18 protein-coding genes are annotated in these 21,181 nt (G+C 69.1%); 8 read left to right on the forward strand and 10 right to left on the reverse strand.

What is annotated here, in order from left to right; translation table 11 throughout:
- Positions 1–334 precede the first annotated feature (334 nt).
- Positions 335–5,263 (reverse strand): autotransporter-associated beta strand repeat-containing protein, encoded by a 4,929-nt coding sequence (locus AK36_RS06060; protein ID WP_045578444.1) that lies wholly within the window; start codon positions 5,261–5,263, stop codon positions 335–337.
- Positions 5,264–5,931: 668 nt separating this feature from the next.
- Here AK36_RS06060 and AK36_RS06065 point away from each other — a divergent pair.
- A complete protein-coding gene (locus tag AK36_RS06065; RefSeq protein ID WP_011882001.1) occupies positions 5,932–6,243 on the forward strand; it encodes a hypothetical protein in 312 nt (103 codons plus the stop codon).
- A gap of 254 nt (positions 6,244–6,497) precedes the next feature.
- Here AK36_RS06065 and AK36_RS06070 read toward each other — a convergent pair whose 3' ends face one another.
- On the reverse strand, positions 6,498–7,346 hold the full coding sequence (locus AK36_RS06070; protein WP_043292440.1) for a class I SAM-dependent methyltransferase: 849 nt from the start codon (positions 7,344–7,346) through the stop codon (positions 6,498–6,500).
- A gap of 146 nt (positions 7,347–7,492) precedes the next feature.
- Here AK36_RS06070 and AK36_RS06075 point away from each other — a divergent pair, with 146 nt between their 5' ends.
- The 6 genes from AK36_RS06075 (at position 7,493) to AK36_RS06100 (ending at position 13,211) form a co-directional block, all read left to right on the forward strand.
- Positions 7,493–8,953, forward strand: a complete 1,461-nt coding sequence (locus tag AK36_RS06075; protein WP_045578092.1) for a metallophosphoesterase family protein — start codon at positions 7,493–7,495, stop codon at positions 8,951–8,953.
- 164 nt (positions 8,954–9,117) lie between these two features.
- On the forward strand, positions 9,118–10,455 hold the full coding sequence (locus AK36_RS06080; protein ID WP_045578093.1) for a cytochrome-c peroxidase: 1,338 nt from the start codon (positions 9,118–9,120) through the stop codon (positions 10,453–10,455).
- Between the two features lie 399 nt (positions 10,456–10,854).
- Entirely contained in the window at positions 10,855–11,427 is a 573-nt protein-coding gene (locus AK36_RS06085; RefSeq protein WP_045578094.1) for a PAAR domain-containing protein, read from the forward strand.
- Positions 11,428–11,429: 2 nt separating this feature from the next.
- A complete protein-coding gene (locus AK36_RS06090; RefSeq protein ID WP_080938614.1) occupies positions 11,430–12,065 on the forward strand; it encodes a type VI secretion system amidase effector protein Tae4 in 636 nt (211 codons plus the stop codon).
- The gene (locus tag AK36_RS30740) at positions 12,062–12,397 is read left to right on the forward strand and encodes a hypothetical protein (protein ID WP_080938615.1); all 336 of its coding nucleotides are present in this window, start codon (positions 12,062–12,064) and stop codon (positions 12,395–12,397) included. Before AK36_RS06090 ends, AK36_RS30740 begins: the two co-directional genes overlap by 4 nt.
- A gap of 514 nt (positions 12,398–12,911) precedes the next feature.
- Positions 12,912–13,211 carry a CppA family protein gene (locus tag AK36_RS06100; protein ID WP_011881997.1) on the forward strand — a complete coding sequence of 100 codons (300 nt, stop codon included), beginning with the start codon at positions 12,912–12,914 and terminating at the stop codon, positions 13,209–13,211.
- Between the two features lie 141 nt (positions 13,212–13,352).
- On the opposite strand, the gene AK36_RS06105 is transcribed toward AK36_RS06100, so the two are convergent.
- Entirely contained in the window at positions 13,353–14,837 is a 1,485-nt protein-coding gene (locus AK36_RS06105) for an aminotransferase-like domain-containing protein (protein ID WP_085954507.1), read from the reverse strand.
- Between the two features lie 203 nt (positions 14,838–15,040).
- Here AK36_RS06105 and AK36_RS06110 point away from each other — a divergent pair, with 203 nt between their 5' ends.
- Positions 15,041–15,391 (forward strand): hypothetical protein, encoded by a 351-nt coding sequence (locus AK36_RS06110; RefSeq protein ID WP_045578096.1) that lies wholly within the window; start codon positions 15,041–15,043, stop codon positions 15,389–15,391.
- 202 nt (positions 15,392–15,593) lie between these two features.
- Here the strand turns inward: AK36_RS06110 and AK36_RS06115 are convergent, their stop codons facing one another.
- The 7 genes from AK36_RS06115 to AK36_RS06145 all read right to left on the reverse strand — a co-directional run bounded on the left by AK36_RS06115 (position 15,594) and on the right by AK36_RS06145 (position 20,514).
- Positions 15,594–16,013: a DUF6691 family protein gene (locus tag AK36_RS06115; protein ID WP_045578097.1), complete on the reverse strand. Its 420-nt coding sequence runs from the start codon at positions 16,011–16,013 to the stop codon at positions 15,594–15,596.
- 1 nt (position 16,014) lies between these two features.
- On the reverse strand, positions 16,015–16,449 hold the full coding sequence (locus AK36_RS06120; protein ID WP_014725065.1) for a YeeE/YedE family protein: 435 nt from the start codon (positions 16,447–16,449) through the stop codon (positions 16,015–16,017).
- Positions 16,439–16,789: an ArsR/SmtB family transcription factor gene (locus AK36_RS06125; RefSeq protein WP_045578098.1), complete on the reverse strand. Its 351-nt coding sequence runs from the start codon at positions 16,787–16,789 to the stop codon at positions 16,439–16,441. Before AK36_RS06125 ends, AK36_RS06120 begins: the two co-directional genes overlap by 11 nt.
- A 164-nt stretch (positions 16,790–16,953) precedes the next feature.
- Entirely contained in the window at positions 16,954–18,228 is a 1,275-nt protein-coding gene (locus tag AK36_RS06130) for an NAD(P)/FAD-dependent oxidoreductase (RefSeq protein ID WP_045578099.1), read from the reverse strand.
- Positions 18,225–18,458 carry a 2Fe-2S iron-sulfur cluster-binding protein gene (locus tag AK36_RS06135; protein ID WP_045578100.1) on the reverse strand — a complete coding sequence of 78 codons (234 nt, stop codon included), beginning with the start codon at positions 18,456–18,458 and terminating at the stop codon, positions 18,225–18,227. Before AK36_RS06135 ends, AK36_RS06130 begins: the two co-directional genes overlap by 4 nt.
- Positions 18,455–19,585, reverse strand: coding sequence for an NAD(P)/FAD-dependent oxidoreductase (locus AK36_RS06140; RefSeq protein WP_045578101.1), 1,131 nt, complete (start codon positions 19,583–19,585; stop codon positions 18,455–18,457). The genes AK36_RS06135 and AK36_RS06140 overlap by 4 nt, the downstream gene beginning before the upstream one ends.
- Positions 19,582–20,514, reverse strand: a complete 933-nt coding sequence (locus AK36_RS06145; RefSeq protein WP_034193876.1) for a 4-hydroxyproline epimerase — start codon at positions 20,512–20,514, stop codon at positions 19,582–19,584. The genes AK36_RS06140 and AK36_RS06145 overlap by 4 nt, the downstream gene beginning before the upstream one ends.
- Positions 20,515–21,181 lie beyond the last annotated feature (667 nt).

Genomic DNA, 21,181 nt, shown 5'->3' on the forward strand with positions numbered 1-21,181 from the left:
AGAGAGGGAGTGGGATCGAACCGCTCGCCCTCGGGAAAACCCCGAGCAAGTCGGTTCGCGTGCGGATGTGGGAGGAGCGGAGTTGGCTGTGGTGTTGGCTTCGATATCAGTGCGGTTGGCGGCTTTGGCTTTGGCTTCGGCTTCGGCTTCGGCTTCGGCTTCGGCTTCGGCTTCGGCTTCGGCTTCGGCTTCGGCTTCGGCGCCAGCATCGGCAGGGGCATCGTCAACGTCAACTTGAAACCGACGCCGCTCGACAACGTCCGCCCGTCGCGTGACAGCAGTTCGTCGATTGCCGTCACGCGAGCGGCCGCCCCCGTTCCCCTGGGCAACGACATCAGAACCGGTGATTCACCCGCACATACGCGGACTGCGCCGACACATGACTCGTGTCGATCGTCGCATCGAACCCGAGCGATACGGTGGTCGTCTTCGCGGCCTGCAGCGTGACGCTGGCGCCCGTGGTCAGGAACGAACGCGGCAGGTCGGTGCCCGGCGCGGCGAACACGGTGCCGTCCTGGCTCTGCACCTGCACGACGCGGCTGCCGCGCAGCACCTCGTGCGCATAGCCGACGCGAAGCTGCACGTCGAGCGACCGCATGGCATCGCCGAACGCCTTGTCGAGCGACACGCCCACATAAGGCTGAAGGCTGCGCGCGTTGTCGGGGCCGACGTTCAGGTTCTGGCCGTTCGCGCCGCTCTCGCCGAAGCCGCTGCCGCGCACGTACGCATACCGCAGCCCGACGTGCGGCGTGAAGCGGAAACCGCCCGCCTCCATCGGCAGGCTCGCCTGCGTCGCCGCGGTGAACTCGTGGCCGAGATGGTCGCCTTCGGCCGTACCCGCGCTGCCGAACGGCCGCTTCTGCGACAGGAAATCGAGCCCGTAGCCGAGCGTGGCCGACAGGTTGACGGCACCGACCGGCTGCGCGCCGTACAGCGCGACGCGCAGCGTGTCGATGGTGCCCGATGCACCGGTCGTGTCTTCGCCGAGCGTGGTGTGCGTGTAGCCGCCGGCCCCACCGACCGTGGCGCCGCCGAGCCGTCCCTGCGCGCCAGCCAGGAATCCGTACGCGTGCGTCAGGAAGCCCGGCGCGCCGCCCGTGCCGCCCACCTTGGTGCTCGAACCGCTGGCGACGGCCCATACGTTGCGGGAGCCCGCCGGGTCGTCCTGTGGGCCGGCGAGACGGCCGAGCAGCGTCGAGCTGGCGTCCTGCGCCTGCAGCAATGCGGTCGTGCCGAGCGCCGTGTAGATCGACGTCTTGGTCGGCGCGATGACCGTCGGGCCGGTCGGCGTGCCAGGGCCGCCCGGCTCCGCGAGCAGCAGGTCGACCGCGTTCGCGCCGTAGTCCACCGACGGCTGCAACGCGCCGAGATTCGCGCCGGCCGTGGTCGCGCCGATGTTCGCGAAACGGCCGGTCACGCCGTTGGCCGCGCTGAGCACCGTGTAGCGGCGCGCGGTATAGGTGCCGGGATCGAACAGGACGGCCAACGAACCGCCGAGCGTCGCCGCGCCGCCTACGCGCAGCTGCGACGCTTCGGTGGGGCTGACCTCGATCGACAGCGTGCCGCTCGCCGCCTGCGCATAGTTGCCGCCGACGGACAGCGTTCCGATCGAGCCGCCCGGCGCCACGACGCCACTGCTGCTGACGTCGCCCGCTACCGTGCCGTGGCCGCGCAACGTGCCGAGTGCATTCACCACGACATTGCCGCCCAGCACCGCACCGGCATTCGCCGCGTCGCCGACGGCCACCGTGCCGCCCGCCACCGTCGTCGTCCCGGAGAACGCGGTGCTGACGCCGTTCAGCGTCAGCGTGCCCGCGCCTTGTTTGACGAGGCCGCCGGTGCCGACGAGGCTGCCGCCGAAGGTCTGCGACGAGTCGTCGGACAGCGTGAGCGCGCTGCCGCCGAGCACCACGCGACTGCCCGTCACGCCGGACAGATGCGCGACCGTCTGGCTGCCGGCCGCGGACAGGTCGAGCGCGGCCGTCGAGCCGGCGAGCGTGACCGACGTGGACGACGCGAGCTGGCCGGCGCCGGACAACGCGAGCGTGCCCGCGTCGACCATCGTCGCCCCGGTGTAGGTGTTCACGCCGGACAGCGTTTGCGTACCGCCCGCGACCGTCAGCCCGCCCGTGCCGTTGACGGTCCCGCCGAACGTGCCGGCCGCATTGGCGAGCGTCAGCGTGCGAGCGCCGAGCAAAACGGTACCCGTGCCGGTGAGCGCATTGATCGTGGCGCCGAAGGTCGTCGCCGAAATATCGAACGTACCGTTGTTGACGACGCCGCTGGACGCCACAAGGCTACCCGACCCGGTCAACGCCAGCGTGCCGACATTGATCGACGTCGCACCGGTGTAGCCGTTGGCACCCGATAGCGTCTGCGTGCCGCCCGCGATCGTCAGTCCGCCGCTGCCGTTGATGGTTCCACCGAACGTGCCAGCCGCGTTCGCGAGCGTCAGCGTGCGGCTGCCGAGCGCAACGGCGCCCGTACCGGTAAGCGCATTGATCGCGGCCCCGGAGGTGGTGCCGGAGATGTCGAACGTACCGTCGTTGACGATCCCGCTCGATGCCGCGAGGCTGCCCGAACCGGTCAACGCGAGCGTGCCGGCATTGATCGAGGTTGCGCCGGTGTAGCCATTGGCACCCGACAAGGTCTGCGTGCCGGCCGTGACCGTCAACCCGCCCGTGCCGTTGATGGCGCCGCCGAACGTGCCGGCCGCATTGGCGAGCGTCAGCGTCCGGCCGCCGAGCGCGACCGTACCCGTGCCGGTGAGCGCATTGATCGCGGCCCCGGAGGTCGTCGTCGAAATATCGAACGTACCGTTGTTGACGATGCCGCTGGACGCGGCAAGGCTGCCCGAGCCGGTCAACGCCAGCGTGCCGGCATTGATCGACGTTGCGCCGGTGTAGCCGTTGGCGCCCGACAGCGTCTGCGTACCGCCCGCGACCGTCAGTCCGCCGCTGCCGTTGATGGCGCCGCCGAACGTGCCGAACGCATTCGTGAGCGTCAGCGTGCGAGCGCCGAGCGCAACGGCGCCCGTGCCGGTGAGTGCATTGATCGCGGCCCCGGAGGTCGTCGCCGAAATATCGAACGTGCCGTTGTTGACGACGCCGCCGGACACAGCGACGCTGCCCGATCCGCTCAACGCCAGCGTGCCGGCATTGATCGAAGTTGCACCGGTGTAGACGTTGGTACCCGACAGCGTCTGCGTCCCGCCCGCAATCGTCAGCCCGCCGCTGCCGCCGATGGTGCCGCCGAACGTGCCGGCCGCATTGGCCAGCGTCAGTGTCTGGCCACCGAGCGCGACCGTGCCTGAGCCGGTGAGCGCATTGATCGTGGCGCCGGAAGTCGTCGCCGAGATGTCGAAGGTGCCGTCGTTGACGATCCCGCTCGATGCCGCAACGCTGCCCACCCCGCTCAACGCCAGCGTGCCGGCGTTGATCGACGTTGCACCGGCGTAGCCATTGGCGCCTGACAGCGTCTGCGTGCCGCCCGCCACCGTCAGCCCGCCCGTGCCGCCGATGGTTCCGCCGAACGTCCCGGCCGCGTTGGCCAGCGTCAGCGTCTGGCCGCCGAGCGCGACCGTGCCCGAGCCGGTGAGCGCATTGATCGCGGCGCCGGCGGTCGTCGCCGAAATATCGAACGTGCCGTTGTTGACGACGCCGCTGGACCCCGCAATGCTGCCCGCGCCAATCAGCGCTAGCGTGCCGGCGTTGATGTTGGTGCTGCCCGCATAGCCTGCGGCGCCGGAGATCGCGAGCGTGCCGCTGCCCGCCTGTACGATGCTGCCCGTGCCGCTGATGGTGCCGCCATACGCGACCGTGTCGCTGCGGTTGAACGCCAACGTGCCGTTGTTGACGATGTCGCCGGCGACGGAGCCGGTGGTCCCTCCATTGCCGATCTGCAACGTGCCGGCGTTGATCGTGGTGCCGCCGGTATAGGTGTTCTCGCCCGTGAGCGTGATCGTTCGGCTCCCGCTCACGGCCACGCCGCCGGCCCCGGATACCACGCCCGACACCACGAGGTTGGTCGTGGTCGAATCGAAGGTCACGCGGGATGCCGCATCGCCGAGCGTGATCTGGTTGGACAGCGTGAGCCCCGCGGAGCCCGCGGTGATCTTGGTCGCCGCCCCCGCCGACACCTCGATGTCACCGACGATGTTGGACCCGGTGACCAACTGCAGCGTGTTGTTCGTGCCGTTGAACTGGATCGCTGCGGCCCGCGTCACGCCGTCGGCGTACAAGCCGCCCGCGATCGTGCCGCCGTTGACGATGACACTGGTGCCGTTCACGATGATGCCGGCTCCCGCGGCCCCGCCATTGCCGGCGCCGCCGGTGATCGTGCCGACGTTGGTCAGCACGGTGAACCCGCTCGCCAGGTTGACGCCCGCGCCGCTGGCGCCGGCCGTGCTCGCGCCCCCGCCGCCGGCCCCGCCCACGCCGCCGACGATGGTGCCGATGTTGGTCACCTGCGAGCCGCTGCCGAGCGTGAGCAACCCGTCGCCACCACCGCCGCCGCCGCCGGCGAAGCCACCGCCGCCGCCGTTGCCGCCGTTCCCGCCGATCAGCGTGCCCTGGTTCGACACGTCGGCCGCGGGCGTCACCATGACCAGCGCCGCGCCGCCGCCGCCGCCGCCGCCGCCGTTCGACACCGGTCCCGACGTGCCGGCCCCGCCATTGCCGCCGGTGCCGCCCTGCACCGTCATGCCGCTGTTGACCGTCACGCTGGTGCCGGTCGAATACACACCCGCGCCGCCACCACCGCCACCGCCGGCGAAGTTGAAGCCGTCGAACGCCTGACCTGCGCCGCCCTGCACGTTCGCGTTGATTACCACATCGCCGGCGAGCGCCGCGGCAGGGGCTCCGCCCGGGCCGCCCTGGCCGCTGTCGTTCATCGCGCCGGTGCCGCCTGTCCCGCCCGACGTGGCGCCGCCCGGAATCTGGACCGTGTTGGGGCCGCTCAGCGTAGATGCACCGCCGCCGCCGCCGTTACCGCTGCCCCCGTTGCCGCTGCGGTCAGGGGTGCCGCTGCCGCCCGCGGCGCTGCAATTAGCGATGGTGCTGGGCGCACATGTGACGGCCCAGGCCGGGACGGCCGCGCCGGCCAGACCCAGCGACACGCCAATGGAAACGATGGAAGCGCAGCGGCGCGCGGGTGTGGCGCCATGGCTGGCGTCGACCCCGCCGTGGGATGCTTTGGTGTGCTCGGATACCACTTGCGGAGCGCGCAAGCTGCGGCTCCAGACCAGCCGATAAACGCGGTTCATGTCGGTCCCCTCGGTGCGTAGACGCATGGGCCGGGCGTTGGTCCAGGAGACGCTGGACCGATGGCGCGACGGACCCGTTCTAGTTGAATTTCTTCTGTTGCGCGCCGGTCCGCGGATACTGATTTTTCTGGCCCATCGGTCGGGCGCACGCGCGCGCAATATAACATCTGCGCGCCGATTATTGCCTGGTGGTTACGAAAAACGCGCCGCTTCGCGGAGGCACGTCGTTTGCTCCCGTGCGGCGGCGAGCGAGCCGCTTTCGCGCGTTGTCGGGCGTGCAAATCGATGGTCGCGGCAACGATGCACGGCGGGCGCTGCGCAGCGCCTGCGGCGCGCCGGTCACACGCCCCTTCCCGCCCGCGGCGATCACTTACAATTCGTCCGGTTCGATCGTCGCTGCAGGTTCCGTTCTTGCAGCCCTCACACCGCGACACACGCGCCGTGTCTCGTTGCGCCTACAACTGAATACCAGCCATGCCGGATTTCCGTTCTTTGCCTCGCACGACATTCGAGGCTGTCGCGTCACCGCAGGCGTCGCGTGCCGCCGGCGGCCGGCCGGCGCGCGTCTTTGCCGCGCCGTGCGCCCGAACACGCGATGGACGCCGCACGAACGTGCATGCGGTTGCGATCGCGTCGCGCCGGCGCGCGCCGGCCGACGGAGCAACGCGATGAGCAAGCTCCTGAACGGCAGCACCGGCGACATCGTCGCGCTCGCGACGCTCGCGGTGCTTTACCTCGGCGGCGTCGGGCTCGCGCTGTGGCGAATTCGCGCGGCCGCGCCGCGCGGCAAGCTCTACTGGATCGTCTGTATCGCGCTGCTGGCCGGCGGCGCCGTGGCGATCACGCAAAACCTGTCGCCGGAGCACGACCACGGGGAAATGCCGCCCGGTTTCGCGCTCGGCGTCGAAGCGGTACTGCTCGGGCTCGCACTCGTTGCCGCCGGTTGCGCTTGGGTGATGTTGCGGGGGCGTCGCGGTTGATATCTGCGGTGTCAGCCGCGCGTCCGTCACGCGTGAACGACGATGCATATGCCGGGCAGCATTAGCCGTTGCGCCGCGGCCACCTCACGCAGACGGCGCCCGTGCCGTGACCAGCCAGCACGCTGCATCGAAGCGCAGATCCGTGCCCTGCACGTAGCGATCGAGCGTCGCGGCTGATACCGGCGGTGTCATCCGCATATCCGTCACGCGTGAGCGACGACGCATATGCCTGGCAGCGCTGCCCCGTGGCCGCCTCACGCAGACGGCGCCCGTGCCGTGACCAGCCAGCACGCTGCATCGAAGCGCAGATCCGTGCCCTGCACGTAGCGATCGAACGCGCCGCGCACTTCGTCGAGCACACGCTGCCGCGTCGCAACATCCACCTGCCGCAGCGCCAACCCGACCGGGCCCAGCCGCGCGACGTAGTCGTCCAGCGCGGCCGTCGGCAACGCGCACGCGACATCGACCGGCTCGACCGCGAGGTCGGCCCAGCCGCTGTCCGACAGCACCGACACGACGCGCTGCCGGTCGCCGAACGCGAACTGCCCGGGCGCGCCCGGCTGGCGCGCAGGCAGATCGGCCAGCAACGGCGCGGCGGCGCGTTCGGCCGTCGTCATGAACGGATTGTCGGCCGCGGCGCGCCAGGCGACGAACCGCAGTTGCGCGTTCGCGCGCGCCGCACGCCGCAGGTTGGTGAACGCGCGAACCGGATCGTCGAAGAACATGACGCCGAAACGCGACACGATCAGATCGAAGCGCTCGCGTGCAAACGGATGCGTCTGCGCGTCGGCATGCACGAATTCGGCAGCGACGCCGTCGCGCTCGGCCCGCTCGCGTGCCGCGGCGATCATCCGCGCCGAAATGTCGACGCCCGTGCACTGCGCGTCCTTCGCGAGCCGTCGCGCGATCGCGAGCGTGACCGCGCCGGTCCCGCATCCGACGTCGAGCACGCCATGCGCGGACGTGGCTGCCGCCGCGTCCGCGAGCAGCGTCTCGAACGGCTCGAACATCCGGTCGAGCGTGCGCTGCGCCTCGACCCATGCGAGCCCGGACGGGCCGTTCCATAGCGCGCTCTGTGCTTCGTTGGGGCGGCTGTCTGTCATCATCGTCATCCTTTGCGCTGCAGCGTTGATCGGAATCGCGACTATGCTGCTTCAAGCCGGCTTGAAGTCAAGGCTGCGCTCGCCGACCGTTCATATTTCTTACATTCGCGCTGCGTATCGTTGACGGCTTTCCTACGGTGCCTTCCATGCCACGACTGCTCTCATCCGCGCTGTTCGCGCGCTGCGCCGCGCTCGCCGCGGTCGCCCTGTCCGCGTGCTCGAACCACATCGACTCGCCCGCCGACCCCGCGAGCGCCGCGATCAACGTCCAGGCCGCATGGGTCGAGATCGGCGACGCGAACCAGGCGATCGCACGCGTGATCACCAACTACAGCCCGGCTTCCGCGAGCGATCCGGTGTGTCCGCAACTATCGGTCGACGGCAAGCAGTCGCGCATGACGCTGCGCGCCGGCGCCGCGACCGTCGCGCAACGGCCGACGGCCAGCGACCCGGCCGACTCGAAGCCGTCGAGCTTCCCCGTGTCGGTGTGCGAGGCGACGTTGCCGGCCGATGCGCAGGCGGCGAGCGTCGCGGGCCGCACGCTGCCGCTGCCGAAGGCGCAACCCCAGCGCGTCGCGATCATCGCCGATACCGGCTGCCGGATGAAGAAGGCCGACAACGCATGGCAGGCGTGCAACGACGCGACCGTCTGGCCGTTCGACACGATCGCGGCGAGCGTCGCGAAGCTGTCGCCGGACCTGGTGCTGCACGTGGGCGACTACCACTATCGCGAGAACGCTTGCCCGCCGGACATCGCCGGCTGCAAGGACAGCCCATGGGGTTACGGCTGGGATGCGTGGCAGGCCGACCTGTTCCGCCCGGCCGCCCCGCTGTTCGCCAAGGCGCCGTGGGTGGTCGTGCGCGGCAACCACGAGGAATGCGCGCGCGCGGGACAGGGCTGGTATCGCTTCCTCGATCCGCGCCCGTATGCCGCGACGCGCACGTGCGACGATCCGGCCAACGACGCCGACGCGAACTACTCCGAGCCGTACGCGGTATCGCTCGGCGGCGGCACGCAGGTGATCGTGTTCGACAGCGCGAAGGTCGGGCGCAATCCGCTGAAGACGACCGACGCGCAATTTCGCATCTACCAGAAGCAGTTTCAGTCGGTGGCGTCGCTCGCGTCGAAGGCGGGGATGTCGACGACGATCTTCACGAACCATCATCCGATCCTCGCGTTCGCGCCGATCGCGGGCAGCACGCCGGCGCCGGGCAACCTCGCGCTGCAGTCGGTGATGGCGAGCCTGAACGCGCAGGCGTACTACCCGCCCGGCATCCATGTCGCGCTGCACGGCCACGTGCACGACTTCCAGGCCATCAACTTCTCGTCGGGACATCCGGCGACGATCGTGTCGGGCAACGGCGGCGACAACCTCGACGTCGCGCTGCCCGATCCGTTCCCGGCCGGCCTCACGCCTGCACCGGGCGCCGTGATCGAACGGCTGTCGCACAACAACAGCTTTGGCTTCCTGATCATGGAGCGGCGCCCGGCGCCCGCGACGGGCTGGCTGTTCCATGCCTATTCGGCGGCCGGCAAGCTGCTCGCGTCGTGCAGCCAGTCGGGCACGACGCTCGCCTGCGACAAGACCGGATTCATCACGCCGTGATCGACGCGATTCGAGCGACGGGTCGTTCGCCGAGGGATTGCGGCGAGGTGCTCGTGCGGCGCGCGGTTATGGTCGGATCGGCGGGCGCATATGGGTGGGCGAACGGCGCAGTCGCCGGTCCGGCGACTGCCTCGACTTCCAGCGTCGGCAGCCGGACGATACGCATGGCCGCTGCAGCGGCACTCGTTGGGATCGCCCTATCGGCGGCGCCGTCGACGCGGGCCGCACTGCCGGAAACGACGCTGCTGGCGGGCGCACCGCCGTCGCGCGTGGTCGGCACGATCGGCGACGGCACACCGCAGGTGGCGGGCAAGATCGATGCGGCTACCGCCCGTTTCGCGCCCGACCCGACGCTCGTCGCGCTCGGCCGTCGGATCTTCTTCGATTCGCGGCTGTCCGAGCCGCGCGGCATGTCGTGCGCGGGCTGCCACGATCCGGCGCGCGCATTCGCGCCGACGCTGTCGGCCGCCGCACTCGCGGGGCCCGGCGTGCCGGAAGGCAGCCGCCCGGGCCGCTTCAGCCGGCGCAACGCGCCGTCGCTGCTGTATGTGCGCTACGTGCCGCGCCGCCACTTCTACCAGGACGACGACGCGCCGGCGCCGGCGCCGTTCGGTGGGCTGTTCGACGACGGCCGCGCGGATACGCTCGCCGAACAGATCCGCGGGCCGCTGTTCGATCCGAACGAAATGAACAACCGGTCGCCGGCCGCGCTGCTGCGCAAGGTTGACGGCACCGAACTGGCCGGCGATCTCGCCGCGAGGTTCGGCGCGTCGGTGCGGCGCGATCCCGAACGGCTGGTGCAGGCGCTCGGGTCGGCGATGGAGGCTTATCTGCAGAGCGATGAAATGGCGCCGTTCACGTCGCGCTTCGACGCGTTTCTGCGCACGCGTGCGCCGCTTGCTCCGGCCGAGATGCGCGGCCTGGCGCTGTTTCGCAATCCCGACAAGGGCAACTGCATGAGTTGCCATACGCTGTCGGAGACGTCCAGCCGGCCGGAGCGCTCGCTGTTCACCGATTTCGGCTACGACGCGATTGCGGTGCCGCGCAACCGGGCGCTCGCCGCGAACCGCGATCCGCGGCATTTCGACAACGGACTGTGCGACACCGCCGCGCGCCTGCGCTGGCCGGAGCCGACGCAATGGTGCGGCTACCTGCGCACGCCGGGGCTGCGCAACGTCGCGGTCAAGCAGACGTTCATGCACAACGGCGTGTTCCGCACGCTGCGCGACGCCGTCGCGTTCTACAACACGCGCTCGACCGACCCTGCGTTCTGGTATCACGGCGCACGGACGTTCGACGACGTGCCGGTGGCCTATCGCGGCAACATCAACGTCAATTCGACGCCGCTGAATCGTCGGCCGGGCACGCCGCCGGCGCTGACCGACGCCGAGATCGACGACATCGTCGCCTTCCTCGGCACGCTCACCGATGCGCGCTATGCGGAACTCGTGCCGCGGGGCGGTTCCGATGGAGTGGCCCGGGGCGCGGCGCGGACGCGCTGAGTGGGGGGGATGGGCGCGTATGGGCGCGCGGGCTCGCCGGAGCCCGCGTACCGTTGCCTCGTCGCGCGAGGTTGTCGAAGCGAACCTGGCGGGAAGGCGCGGGGCGAACGGGGTGTCTGCACGTTGGGCGGTCGCTTCGCGTTGTAGTGCCTCGGATGCGACGGCCAAGGGGGCGAGAGTCGCTGCGCACGCGGTCTACCGTGTCGTCGGCGAGTGATTCATCTCGCGTATCGGCAGAGCTTTTTAAACGACCTCAACAAACCAGATTCCTGACGGGCCCAATGCCCCGCGAGAAGATCAACTGATTCTTCAAAAGAACGATATAGCGGCCCTCGGCAATATTGAGAGGAATTGCGGAGCCACGCGACTACGATTCGCTTTTTCCGCGAGGGCCAAATAATGAAAAGAAGAATCGCGTCTGTGGGCGACACGCTATCCAGTGGCGGCACTGTCCTACCGGCAGACGGGCCGCCAATGATCTTCATGGGCCACCAAGTCGCCCTGATTGGCGGTCAAGCATTTTGCACAGCGTGTGAAAGCAACGGCGTCATTGCCAAGTCCGGGGGACACTACCGCATACGGTTCATAGCGGAGGTCGCGCTGGACGGCGACATCGTACTGTGCAGATGCCCGCGGCCGCCGCGTATTATTGCGGCGCTCAGCGGTGAGTCATGGTGCGATGACGACCCGGGCGGTAGCGGGCAGCACAGCTACTCCCGTTTCGCTGCTGGTGATGTTGCCGCAGCCGGGACCGTAGCGCCCACTTTGGCCGATGCCTACGACGAGCAAGTGAAGGTGACTGCTGATGCTCCGGAAGGCTACCCTTACTACGTTGAAACAACAGAAGGTCGTTTGTTTCAAGGGCAACTCGACGCAAGCGGCATGCTACCGCGCATCCATACCGGCCATAACCCAAATGACTACACGGTTTACTGGGGAGACGATGCTATCGCCAAGCAAAACGAGGCTTAACAATGCCGAACAAACCGCTGAAGATTCGCTCGAACAATACGCCTGATTCAGTCAAGCCGGTCCAGTTGAAATCGATCACGTTTCAGGCGCTTTGGAACGCCTATCCAGGCAAAGATCCATACGACGACCCGACGGGTCAATACGAGAATCAATGTGCCATCCGCATGAGCGTCACCTTTCACAATATCGGAAGCGATATGAAGTCGTTTTCGCAGAAGGTCGTGAAGCCCATGCCTGGGAAGAAAGAGTTGGGCCGTCTCATACTCAACGGCAAGGCTACGGCGACCCGCGCCTATGAGCTGGCCGAGTGGTTGAAATTGCAACCGTTCTTGGGACTGGGCAAACCGGAGAACATCACTGGCACGGATTGGCAGAGCACGGTAAAAGGTCGAACGGGCATCATCTACTTTTTCGGTTACTGGCGACAAGAAGGCGATTCCTCCGACAGCACCCTGACGGGCGGACACATCGACTTGTGGAACAAGGACACGTTGACCCCCAACTTGGCGTCGTTTCTTCGGTTCCGCGTGGGTATGTCCTCCATGCCGAACCCGTTGTCGTGGTTGCGAGGTCGAAGAGACAACGCGTTCTCCGATCTGGCCAACTCGAAAGAAATCCTTTTTTGGGAAGTGAAATGAAACGTACAGGGCTCGCGTTGTCGGGGTTCGTGTGGGGTTTGCTGGTCACATGGGCGTCCGGCTATACATTCAGCCATATGCACTGGCCCGCGCCTCCGTCACATTCCACGGGCTGTAACGATCTCGAGCATTGTGGCTCTCATGCCGCCTTTTTTCTGACGACGCTAGGACTGCTGCTTTGGCCGGCGATCGTGTTCTGCGCGTTGAATGCAGTCGCCTATAAGCGATGGTCGAGTCGGAAATGGGGCGTTGTATTTGCCGTCGTGACGCTCTTCTCCGCGTTGTTCTATCTCGCCACTTACGCCGTACCTTCGTTGGGCCTCTTCGGCTGAGGGCGAGGACTATCCGAAAGTCACCTGGGTCGGGTTGCGACGTGCCAGAGCGCCCATGCCAGACGCGCTCTGACCACTACCACCTTGAAGAAGCCATACCGCGTCAAGGCGGTCATTTGCTCAGTAGTTCCCTAACCATCGGTCTATCGCCGCGTCGACCAGGGAACGCTGAAACTTGTCACGCTGCGAGAGCGCTAGCGGCATCAGCGTCGAAAGCGTCGAGGTGATCATGGCCTGCAACGGACGCCGCTCAACTGCCCCTTTCGCGCTCCTACAGCGCGGCCCTTCCTGCCACCTCCCGCACCTCCTAAGCCCCACATAGCTCGTCATTGCACTTGACAACCCGCTTCGCCCCAAATACTGTATGGATAACCAGCTGTATAACCAACCAGTATTGGCGGCACCGGCACGAAGCACGCGCCACCGTCGGCAGGACTGGTTGTCGGCTCCGGGTCCGGCGTAGCGTTGCATCGCGGCCGGCCCGGTCGATCGACGAGAACACCCGGAGAGCCTTATGCAACAAGGGTCCCTGTTTAAAGCGGAACATCTGGTCCGTATCGTCAACGACACCGATCGGCAAGTGCTCGCCTGGCTGCGTGCACAGGTCGGCGACGCCCGCGTCGAGCGCGCGGCGCGCCAGCTCGGCCATACGCGCAAGCCGTTTCCGTCCGCGCTTTGCCGCTATCTGGGCGTGAGCGCGCCGGCAACGCTGCGCCAGCCCGAGCGGTCGCGTGTCGCGCGCGACTTCTCCGTCGGCGATCGCTATCTGTCGCTGATCCGTCAGCACCTCGCCACGCATACGGTCGGTCGATGAACGCGCCGAAGTCATACCGGTGGCGCAGCGTCGCACGGCGCGCGACCGGCGCAAGCACGACCCGCCATATCGGCCGCCCCGTCCCGCCGTCGCGGCAAACGGGCGCGGAAGGCTACGCCCGTGCCGAGCCGGCGCCCGCGCTTACGCAGCGGCCGCCGCATCGCGTATCAATCGGCCAAGCGTTTGGATCGCCTCTTCGTGCGCCGCATCGAATACCCGCGTGCAGGCAAGCCGAATGTACGCGTCGAAGCGGTCGGAATTCGAGAAGATCGAACCCGGCGCAATCCGTATCCCTTGGGCCAGCGCCACGTCGAACAAGGCTTCGGAATGCACGCCGTCCGGCAGCGCGATCCACAGAAGCATGCCGCCCGGCGGGCGGTTCATTCTCGTGCCTGAAGGAAAATGCCGCGCGATCGCATCGATCGTCACGTCGCGCTGCACGCGAAGCTGTTCGCGGAACCGGTGCAGATGGCGATCGAACGCGCCGGAGCCGACGAACTCGGCCGCGACGGCCTGCAGCAACGCCGCGTTGTGCCGGCTGTGCGCGAACTTGAGCATCTTCACGCGCGCGTGCCAGCGGCCCGCACTGATCCAGCCGAGCCGCATGCCGGGCGCAAGCACCTTGTTGAACGACGGACAGTAGATCACCGTGCCGTCGCGATCCCAGGCCTTGACGGGCTTCACCGCGTGCGGCGCCTCGACGAGTTCGCGGTACGGTTCGTCTTCGATCACGGCAACGCCGTGTCGCGAACACAGCGCGACCAGCGCGGCCTTGCGCTCGTCCGGCATCACGCTGCCGAGCGGGTTCTGCAGATTCGGCACGACCACCACGGCGCGGATGTCCGGATACGCGGTCAGCGCCACGTCGAGCGCTTCGATCGACAGCCCGGTCGTCGGGCTCGCCGGAATCTCGAGCGCGCGCAGCCCGAGGCTCTCGAGCATCTGGATCAGGCCGAAGAAGGCCGGCGATTCGATCGCGATCGTGTCGCCGGGCTGCGCGACCGCACGCAGCGCGAGATTCACCGCGTCGACACCGCCGCTCGTCGACATCACGTCGTCCGGCGCGACGGTCACGCCGTAAGACAGCGCGCGTCGGGCCATCGTCTGCCGGAATTCGGGCGACCCGCCCACCGGCCCCGCATCGGTCAGCAGCGTCGGTTTGCGCCGCAGCAGCCGGATCGCGAGCGCCTGCAGCGGCTCGGCCGGATAGAGCGTCGCCGACGCGGAGGCACCACCGAGGTTCAGCGCATCGGACGCCGCATTGCCGCGATCGATTACGCGCGACACGCGCTCGTGCAGCCCCGCGAACGGCGGCGCGACACTCAGCGGCGGCGCTTCGGTTTCCGGCAACGTGCCGAGCGCCGCCGCGGCGCGGCGTCGCACGAAATAGCCCGAGCGCGGCTTCGCCTCGCACCAACCCGTATCCTCGAGCCGCCGGAACGTCTGGATCGCGGTCGACAAACTCACCGCATGTTGCGCCATGAACGCGCGGACCGACGGCATCCGGTCGCCGGGCGACAGTGTGCCGGCCGCAATGATGCGGCGGTAATGCTCGGCGAGCCGCTCATAGAGCGGTGCGCCGGTCATCGGCAAGGGCGTGCGGGACGGGGCGTCGATGGGCGTCATGCGAGCGATCGTGCCCGCGCGCCTTCCCGGGCGCCAGATACAGATGTCAGGAAAACCCACCGATACAGCGCGACCAAATCGCCGCCTGCACCGCAACAGATCGCGGCTCGCTGAATCTGTCCCGCTCGCACGCGTTTTCTTAATCTTGTCTCACGCTATCGTCCCGCCGTCGCGGGGCCGCGGAACCTGGAAAACGACTCGCCATGCGCACGGAACATATCCGGCTCGACGCCGGGCAAAGCCACTTTGCGTGGTTCGACAAAGGCAGCCGGATCGTCGTGCTCGACGGCGCGCTCGCGGTCACTTGGCGCCACGGCGGTCTCGACTGGCTGCCCGAGACGCCGCCGTACATGCGCCGCGTGCTCGACGAAGGCGAATGCATGGCGATCGACACGGCCGGCCACCTGATGTTGTCCGCTGACGGCTCGCGGCCGAGCGGCGCGAGCATCGCGCCACCTGCGCCGCGGCCCGGTATGTTCGCGATGTTGCAAGCATGGCTGCGGCGGTGCGTGGCGCAGGCGCTCGGCGCGCGTCATGCGCGTGAACGGCCGTAACGCGGCGGCTATAGACGGGCCGCGTCGTCACGACCCCGTACGCCGTGTTGCCGCGTGCCCTCGGCGTTTCGCGCCGTCTGCCGTCTGCCGTGTCACCGTGCGTCCGTGCACCTGCAGAAGCAATTCAAACGAGCGACCCCACCGCTGTCACCGCCCAGCGATGAACACCGCCCGACCACGCCCGCTCCCCGCCTCCCTGCCACTAAGCGTTCCGCCGCCGCTCGATCCATTCGAACAACACCATCCCGACCAGCATCGCGGCAACGAACGCGCTGCCCTTGAGCGAGCCGAACCCGACCGATACGATCGCCGGCCCCGGGCAGAATCCGGCCAGCCCCCAGCCGATGCCGAACACGGCGCTGCCCGCGACGAGCCGCACCGTAATCGCCCGCGCAGCCGGCAACTGGATCGGCAAGCCGAGCAGCGATAGCGTGCGGCGCTTCGCCCATGCGAACGCGAACACGGCAACGCCGATCGCGCCGGCCATCACGAACGCGAGCGACGGATCCCAGCGACCGGCCAGATCGAGAAAACCGAGCACTTTTTCCGGATTCGCCATCCCGGACACGATGAGCCCCGCGCCGAACAGCAGTCCCGCCAGAAACGCAAATCCTGCCTGCATGTCAGCCTCCGAGCACGTGCCTGCGCACGAATACGGTCGCGAAACCCGCCACCATGAACACCGCCGTCGCGACGATCGATCTGACCGCGCCGCGCGACAACCCGCACACCCCGTGACCGCTCGTACATCCACCCGCATAGCGCGTGCCGATGCCGACCAGCAACCCGGCCGCCAGCAGTTCGCCCCAGCCGGCATTGACCTGCGGCATCGCACCGCTGCCGGCGACGCGCATCATCAGCGGCGCGGCGATCAACCCGGCGACGAATGCGGCGCGCCACGCGCGCTCGCCGCCGCGGGCCGTGAGCAGCCCCCCGACGATGCCGCTGATCCCCGCGATACGCCCGTTGAACGCGACGAGCCACGCGGCGGCCAGTCCGATCAGCACACCACCGGCAAGCGATAGCGCCGGCGTGAAATGAAACGTATCAATCTGCATGACGCCTCCTCGTCGCGGCCGGGCCGCAGAATTGTTCGTAGAGCACACCCATCACCGCGATCGCGGCCGGGCTGTCGAGCGAGTAGTGAATGTTCTTGCCTTCGCGACGCGTTCGGACGAGCGCGTTGTCGCGCAACACGCCGAGTTGCTGCGACAGCGTCGGCTGCCGAATGTCGAGCCGCGCTTCGAGATCGCTCACACAGCGCTCGCCCTGCGACAGTTCGCACAGCAGCAGCAGCCGGTCGGGATTGGACAGCACCCTGAGCAACGCGCACGCCGACTCGGCGGCGGCGCGCATTTCGTCGGGCTCGGGCAGTCCAGAGACGGAATCTGCGTTCATCGGTACCCTCGCTACGATTTCAGTTGGAATATTATATCGTTGTATATATTGTTTGTCGGCAGTGCGCTCGCGCGGCACTCGGTCGCAGCGAGACGGAAAAGGCAAACGGAGGGATGCGCGACGCGACAACTGCGCCGCGCCGCGTGCTGCTTCGCTGCGACGGCTCAGACGCCGTCGCAGGACGCCGTATCGGTATCGTCGAGCATCAGCGTGCCGACCCGCGCGGGCACGAGCGGCGTGCGCGGCGCGGGCGGCGTCCAGCCGAACAGCGCGTGCGCGGCCGCGCCGCACACGCGGCCTTGGCACGCGCCCATCCCGCAGCGCGTCTGCAGCTTCGCGGCCGTCCAGCCGTGGGCCGGCGCGACGGCGTCGTAGCGCACGTCCTCGCAACGGCACAGCAGCGTATCGGGCCGTGCGAGCCGGCGGATCGGCTCGCGGATCGCAAAGCGCTCGCGCACCGCATCGCCGAATGCCTGCCAACGCGCGCGCTGCTCGACCAGCGCGGCGAGCCGCGCCGTCTGCCCGGTCGCCGCATGACCGGCGATTTCGCCTTCGACCATCGCCAGCTCGCTGCCGCCGACGCCCGTACATTCGCCCGCCGCGAAACAGCCGTCGCGGCTCGTGCGCTGGTGCGCGTCCACCACGACCGCGCCGTGCTCGATCCGGCAGCCGAGATGGCTCGGCAACACGGTGTTCGGCACGAGCCCGAAGCCGCACGCGAGCCGATCGCAGTCGACCTCGTACTCGCGCTCGCCCTGCCGGATCCGCACGCGCTCGAGCCGTTGGTCGCCGAACGCTTCGACGACGTACGCATCCGGCCGATAGACGGCCGTGGCGAGCTTCGCGGCCTGCGCGAGCTTCGACGGCCAGCGCCACAGCCCTGCGCCGAAACCGGCGACATCGCGCCACGCGGCCTGTTCGAGCACGTGCGACACCCGCGCGCCGGCGTGCCGGGCCGTCGCCGCGCTCGCGAGCAGCAGCGGGCCGCTGCCGGCGATCACGATGCGCTGTCCGCGCACGTCGAGGCCGTATTTGATCAGCGCCTGCAGGCCGCCCGCGCCGGTTACGCCGGGCAGCGTCCAGCCGGGGAACGGCAGCAGCAGCTCGCGCGCGCCGCTACAGACGATCAGCGTGCGGAATTCCAGCAGAAAGCCACGCTCGTCGTCCTCGAGCAGCAGCGTGCCCGGCTGCGTTTCGGCGACGATCCGCGTAGCTGCGAGATGCGTGACGTTCGGCCGGCGCAGCACCGCGAGCCGTTCGGCGGCGGCCGGCGCCGGCGTCGCGTCGACTGCCTGGCGCCAGATCTGCCCGCCGGCGCGCGGGTTGTCGTCGACGATCGCGACCGTCGCGCCGCTGCGCGCGGCGGCGCCCGCGGCCGACAGCCCCGCCGGCCCCGCGCCGACGACCGCGACGTCGACGCTCAGTCGTTCCTGTTTCATCGCGTGCGCTCCACCCGCATCCCGTCGCGGCACAGCGTCTGGCAAGCCAGCCGGCGCCGGCCGTCGATCGTCATCCTGCACTCCTGGCAGATTCCCATGCCGCAAAACGGCGCACGCGCGGTGCCCGTGCACGACACGCGCGTCGTATCGTCGCCGCTCGCCGCGACGGCGGCCGCGACGGTTGCGCCGTCGGCCACGGTCAGCGCGCGGCCGTCCAGATGAATGATCATGAAGAATGCGCTCCGGCTACGGGGGACGTCGCGAGAAAACGTCCCGGCAAATACGGTTCGATGTCGATGGGCGGCCGCTCGCCGGTCATCGCCGCGGCGACGAGCCGGGCGCTGACCGGCGCGGTCGTCACGCCGAGCCCTTCGTGCCCGACCGCGAGCCACACGCCCGGCCGCGCCGGATGCTCGCCCAGCAGCGGCAGGCCGTCGGGGCTCGCCGAACGGAAGCCCGTCCATGCGCGAATGCCGTTCAAGTCGGCCAGCTCCGGCAGATAGCCGGCCGCGCGGCGCAGCATTCGCGCGAGCACCGGCTGCTCGACGCGCGCGTCGTCGGTGTCGAACTGGCGCGATGAGCCGATCAGCAACTGGCCGGTCGGCCGCGGCTGCACGTTGAACGCCACCGACGTGCCGTCGCTCGCGTGCGCGCTCGCCGCATAGCCGAGCTCGACGAGCTGGTGCGACACGCGGCCGGGATAGCGGTCGGTGATCAACAGGTGGCCCTTCTTCGGGCGCAACGGCAGTTCGGGTAACAGCGCGCGTGCAGCGACGCCGTTGGCGACCACCACGCGCTGCGCGCGCAGCGTGTCGCCGCTCGCGAGCGTCACGCTCGCGCCGTCGACCGCCACCGCGCGATCGCGGCGCAACGCGACGCCCGGCGCGCGCTGCAGCAGCCAGCTGGCTGCGACGGGCGCATAGAGAATCGCATCGCCGGGGATCTTCAGCGCGCCGCCGAGGCCCGCGCGCAGCATCGGCTCGAGCCGCGCGAGCGTCGCCGCGTCGATCAGCTCGCCGGCCACGCCGTGCGCGGCGAGCGTCGCCTGCTTCGCGCGCGCGAGATCCATCTCGTGCGCGTCGGCCGCGAGCCACAGCGTGCCGCAGTTGCGGTACGCGCAGCCCTGCGGCATCTGGTCGGCGAGCGCGCGCCACAGCCCGATCGAATAATGGCTCAGCGCGAGCTCGGCCGCGTTGTCGTCCATCGCGACGAGATGGCCCATGCCGGCGCCGGTCGCGCCGCCGCTGGCGTCGTCGACCACCAGCACACGCAGCCCGCGCTGCGCCAGCTCGTGCGCACATGCCGCGCCGACGATGCCGGCGCCGATCACCACGACGTCGGTCGTCGTCCCGCTCACGACACGATGCCCCAGCCGAACGGATCGTCTTCGTCGATCAACAGCGTCGCTTCCGCGCTCAGGTGGGCGCTGCCGCGAATCGTCGGCACGATGCCGCCGTCGGCGAGCGCATAGCTCGCATGGAACACGCTGCCGATCACGCTCGCCTGCCGCCACACGACGCCCGGTTCGAGCTTGCCGTCGGCCGCGAGGCACGCGAGCTTCGCGCTCGTGCCGGTGCCGCAGGGCGAGCGATCGTACGCATGGCCGGGACACAGCACGAAGCTGCGGCTGTCGTGCTCGGGGTCGTCGGCGAACAGTTCGATATGGTCGATCTCGCCGCCGTTCGCGCCGGTGATGCCGGCGCGCTCGAGCCCCGCGCGCACCGCCGACGAATACGCGGTCAGCGCCGCGACGTTGTCGCCGGCGACGCGCTGGCCGTGCTCGCTGATCAGGAAGAACCAGTTGCCGCCCCAGGCGATGTCGCCCTTCACCGGGCCGTAACCCGGCACGTCGACCTCGACCGCCTTCGCATGGCGATACGCGAGCACGTTGCGCACGCTGACCGACAGGTCGTCGTGCAGCGTCGCCTCGACGGTGCCCACCGGCGTCTCGATCAGATGCACGCCCGGCCCGATGCGGCCCATGTGATGCAGCGTGCGCACGACGCCGATCGTGCCGTGGCCGCACATCCCGAGGTAGCCGCTGTTGTTGAAGAAGATCACGCCGGCCGCCGCGTCGGGCGACACGGGCTCGCACAGCAGCGCGCCGACCAGCACGTCGCTGCCGCGCGGCTCGAGGATGCAGGCGGTGCGGTAGCGATCGTGCTCGCGCGCGAGCACGTCGCGACGCTCGGCCATCGTGCCGTTGCCGAGCGAAGGAAAGCCGGACACGACGAGCCGCGTGGGTTCGCCGCCCGTGTGCGAATCGATGATCTGAATGCGCTTCATCATGAGCCGTCCGAGATGGGAAAGGAGCATAGCTTCCTCCGTCGCGCGTCGGCCCGCTTGTGGGTTTTCGATGAGGCCGACGACGAAATCGGCACAGCGTCGGGCGCCGCCCGGACGCGCGCCGCGCATTGTGCCGATTTCGTCATTCCGCTCCGCGATACGGCTCAAGCGTGATGGGCACCGGCACGGCGATACTGGTTGCAGGTCGCCGCGCCGGTCGTCGATCGAGATGCGGCAGGCGTACGCGGTGCGCCGGGACGTCGGCCACAAGCGGCGGACTTCGCGCCGCGCCCGGCAGCCGGCCGGTGCGCGGGCGGTGTTAAGCCGCTTTCGTCACGGCGCACCGCGCCGGCCGTGCGTCATTGGTCAGCGGTCAGCGGGCGAACCGCCGAACGTGCGGGGCAGGCGCTTGCCGGCAGCGCGGCGGCGGCACACCGCCGCTTCGCCATTTGCGTGCCCGGCATCGCCGGCGCCGAGCCCGTTCGCCGCAGCGCGCCGCGCGCGGCGCATGAATGGCCGGCGCCCGCGCCGCTCGTCCGGACCGGCCGCCACCCGCACCGGCCCCGGCCCCGATACATCCCAGGAGACGCACCCATGCCAGCCCAAGGCAACGCCCATCCGCCCGTCCCGTTGCCCCGCTCCGCGGCGGCTTCGGCGGCATCGGCCG

The organism is Burkholderia vietnamiensis LMG 10929 (assembly GCF_000959445.1).
GTDB classification, from domain to species: domain Bacteria; phylum Pseudomonadota; class Gammaproteobacteria; order Burkholderiales; family Burkholderiaceae; genus Burkholderia; species Burkholderia vietnamiensis.